This window comes from Paenibacillus forsythiae T98, from assembly GCF_000520735.1.
GTDB lineage: Bacteria > Bacillota > Bacilli > Paenibacillales > Paenibacillaceae > Paenibacillus_AQ > Paenibacillus_AQ forsythiae.
The window spans coordinates 1-3,644 of the sequence record NZ_ASSC01000206.1; the positions used below are offsets into that span (position 1 = coordinate 1).

Annotated in this window: 5 protein-coding genes; all 5 read right to left on the reverse strand. The window is 59.2% G+C overall.

The window, feature by feature from the left end; genetic code table 11:
• Nucleotides 1-282: ATP-binding cassette domain-containing protein (locus L692_RS28035; RefSeq protein WP_036722504.1), on the reverse strand; the 282-nt coding region annotated here is incomplete at its 3' end.
• A 39-nt stretch (nt 283-321) separates the two neighbouring features.
• Entirely contained in the window at nt 322-1,128 is an 807-nt protein-coding gene (locus L692_RS0107245) for a DUF92 domain-containing protein (RefSeq protein ID WP_025698512.1), read from the reverse strand.
• A 37-nt stretch (nt 1,129-1,165) separates the two neighbouring features.
• A complete protein-coding gene (locus tag L692_RS0107250; RefSeq protein WP_025698513.1) occupies nt 1,166-1,789 on the reverse strand; it encodes a fumarylacetoacetate hydrolase family protein in 624 nt (207 codons plus the stop codon).
• Nucleotides 1,790-1,832: 43 nt separating this feature from the next.
• On the reverse strand, nt 1,833-2,564 hold the full coding sequence (locus tag L692_RS0107255) for a glycerophosphodiester phosphodiesterase (RefSeq protein ID WP_025698514.1): 732 nt from the start codon (nt 2,562-2,564) through the stop codon (nt 1,833-1,835).
• 66 nt (nt 2,565-2,630) lie between these two features.
• On the reverse strand, nt 2,631-3,644 hold a 1,014-nt coding region (locus L692_RS0107260), incomplete at its 5' end, for a CapA family protein (RefSeq protein WP_025698516.1).

Below are 3,644 nucleotides of genomic sequence, written 5' to 3' on the forward strand. Positions count from 1 at the left end.
CTCCGGGTTCTCTCCGGCGAACACCTGCTGGAGCACGGTGCGGTCCGGATCATAAGGCGGGTTCTGCGCCAAATACTGCACGCGCACATCGTTGCCGATGGCAATCTGTCCCTCGTCGGGAGTTTCAACCCCGGCTATTATCCGCAGAAGCGTCGATTTGCCGGTCCCGTTCACGCCAATGACGCCGATCTTGTCGCGTTCGTCCATTCCGAAGGATGCATCCCGGAACAGCGCTCTTTCTCCGTAGCTTTTGACAAGATGCTCTACGGTCATAATATTCATAATCGTTATTCGCCTTCCCTATAGATTTGGAGCCGCCCATCACATCAGCCCGCCGATCAGCAGCGCCGCCGCTCCCCCGGCGATCGAGCTGATCGCGTTCACGGCGTCGTTGGTCATCCAGCGCCACCCTCTGGCATGTGCCGCAGGCTGGCCGCAATGGACGGCGCTTTCTACCTCGCGGCCGCAGACGGCGCAGCGGTTCATCTGCTGCACCGTAGCGCCAAGCAAGGAATCGGCAAAGGCGCCAACGAGTCCGCCAACGAGTCCGGCAGCCGCCAGAATGATGAGAGGCTGTACGGCCATTCCCGGCGACAGCTGCCGAAGAAGCCACGATGCGATGCCGATCAGAAGCCCGCCCGCCGCAGCCGCAAGCGTGCCCGGAAGCGAGACGCCGCCGGATGCGCCGGTCGGAAGAATTTTGCCGCTCAGTATTGATCTTGGAGGCTTTCTGCTCAAGGTTCCGCACTCCGTCGCCCACGTGTCCGCCGTCACCGTCGCCATCACGCCGACGAAGAGCAGCTCCCATGCCGGCAGCGGGTAAACGGCGTTCAGCAGAACAAGCAGCATCCCGAGACCGCCGTTGGCGAACACCTGGCCGGCGTCCCGCCTGCCCGTCTTGGCATAGGAGCGTTCCAGTTCCTCCTTGTGCTCCGCCCTTAGTCTCGACAGCAAGCTGGAGGAGATGAAGAACAGCAGCAATATCCCGAACCAGAAGGCGTTCCCCGCTCCGAAATAGACGGTGCCCATAAGCACGGCGGCAAGCATGCCAGACAAGCTCAGCGATCCCTTCAAATAAGCCGCTCCGGCCACGAACAAGGCGCCAAAGACGCCGATTACCCACTGCATGGCTTCAACTCCAGTACAACAAGGTCCTGAGACACCGTTATCCGATCAGGCACGAGCCCATCAGCCGGTCGCCCCAATACAGCTCGAATGAATCGCCTGAAACGGTGGGACCGACGCCTGCGGGCGTGCCGGTGAAGATGACGTCATCCTTGCCCAGCCCGTAGCGGGTGCCGATGAAATCGACAATCGTCTGCAGCGAGAAAATCATGTTCTTCACATTGCCCCGCTGCACTTCTTCACCATTCTTGCGGACCGTAAAATCGGTCGCTTCAAGCTCTTCCCTGGAAGGAAACGGGATGTATGAGGTCAGAGGCGCGGCATTCTTGAAGCCCTTGGCCGGCGTCCAGGAAAGCCCTTTCTTTTGCAGATCGTTATGAATGTCCCGCAGTGTGAAATCCAGGCCCAAAGCCATGGCGTCAACCAGCTCTTCCAAGCTTATGCCCGGAACGTAGTCGCGCCCGATATGCAGCACAAGCTCGCCTTCATAATGAACCTGTCCGGAATCCTTCGGCAGCTGAATGGTTTCCTTGTCGAGACGAACGGCGGCATGAGACGGCTTCAGGAAAATGAGCGGTTCGGTTGGGACTTTATTGCCCAGTTCCTCCGCATGAAGTTTGTAGTTCCGGCCCACACAGTATAAGTTGTTTACAGCAGCGCACATTGACATTCAGCTCTCTTTCCCACTTGGTTTGTTCGTGTTGGTGTCATACTCCTAAAAACGTCTCGCCCCAAATGTCCGGGCGGTTCGTACATATCATTATATCAGAATGCATGTCCGCCAGGCGACGCATCTCTTTCGCTTTATTCACCGTCCAGGCCATAACGCCGACCCCGCGGCCCGACAAGAATCTGGCCAGTCCGGGAGTAAGCCGGGAGAAGCCGATGGATAAGAAGGAGCAGCCAAGCTCCCGCACGCGCCCGGCCGGGTCTCCCCACCTGGAGTCGAAGATAAGCCCCCGGCGGATACCGGGGTCGGCCTCTTCGCACCGGAGCAGCGTGCCGGGGTCGAACGAGGTCAGCACCGTCTCCTCGCGCATCCCCTTGGAGGCGATCAGCTCCGTTACCGTCTTTTCGATGCCAGGATACAGGTTGCCCGCGTTCTTCAGCTCGATATTCAGCCGCAGACATCCTTTGGACAGATCAAGCACTTCCTCCAGGGAAGGAATCCTTTCCCCCCGAAAGGCGCGGCCCTTCCAGCCTCCGGCGTCGAGAAGCCGCATATCGCTCCAGTCCGTATTTTTCACTTTGCCGCGTCCATTGGTCGTCCGGTCCAGGCTGTAATCGTGGATCACAACAGGCACTCCGTCCCTCGTCAGCTGAACATCGATTTCCATCCAGGTTACATACGGAAGCTCCAGCGCCATGCGGACAGCGGCGAGCGTGTTCTCCGGCGCTTTCCCGGAGAATCCCCGGTGGGCGACACACAAATTATTCATCCTATCATCAGCCCTCCCGCAAAAAATGTAAACAACCTCCGAAGTGTAAAAGGCTGCGGCGGCCGGCTATCGTCCGGCTTCCGTCACTCTGCCCTCCTCGTCGATCTCCACTTTGCCGGAAGAGAGCGATTCTACACGCTCCAGCAGCTTCTGCCCGCCCTCGGCGCTCATCGGCACCGGCTGGCCCAATTTGGCGTCAAAAGGCGTGAGGCTCATCGAGCATTGTCCTTTCACATTGCACTCCGCCTGAAACACCGCCGTCTCCCAGGTCGTCTTCGTGGAAGAACGCGTAAAAATGAAATTGCCCGTGCTGTACGCGATCCATTTTCCTTTATACGGCTCAAGGCCCTGAAGGACATGGGGATGTCCTCCGATGACGAGATCCGCCCCGGCGTCAATAAAGCTCCGGCCAAGCGACTGCTGAACCGCATTCGGCTCATTCCTCCGCTCCTGTCCCCAGTGGACGACAACGGCAACAATATCCGCTTTCTTCCTTGCTTCAGCTATCGCCTTAAGCGCGGGGCCGCTGTCGTAAGCGGAGGCTACACCGGGCTTGCCTTCACCAGCCGCCCATCCGGCCTCGGGCATGACCCGCGTGAAGCCAAGCAGGGCGATCGTTATTCCCTTGCGGGTAAAATATTGCGCCGAATAAGCCTCGGACGAATCGAGGCCCGCTCCGACGAACGGAATGCCCCGAGCTACCAGATTGTCCAGCGTATCCCGCAAGCCCTGCTCGCCCATATCCAGCGTATGGTTGTTAGCGAGGCTGACCGCGTCCACTCCCGCTGCCTTCAGCGCATTCAGCGCCTCCGGAGGCGACTTGAACACAAAGGTCTTGTTCGCCTCCGTGCCCCGCTCGGTGACAGGCGTTTCCAGATTGATGACTGAAAGGTCATCCTGCAGGAACATCCCGCCAAGACGGGCGTACGGATAATCATAGCCCTTCTTCTTCAACAGCTCACCGACCTTGCCCGCAAAAATAACATCACCGGCAAAACTCAGCTTCACCGTGCCGCCGCTTCCTTCCTCGCCGCCAGGCAGCCCCGCCGGCTGCCTACCTGCCCCGGCTCCCTCAGCATC

Coding starts and splice junctions, on each gene's coding strand:
- L692_RS0107245 (WP_025698512.1), bottom strand. CDS start 1,128: ATGCAGTGGGTAATCGGCGTCTTTGGCGCCTTGTTCGTGGCCGGAGCG.
- L692_RS0107250 (WP_025698513.1), bottom strand. CDS start 1,789: ATGTGCGCTGCTGTAAACAACTTATACTGTGTGGGCCGGAACTACAAA.
- L692_RS0107255 (WP_025698514.1), bottom strand. CDS start 2,564: ATGAATAATTTGTGTGTCGCCCACCGGGGATTCTCCGGGAAAGCGCCG.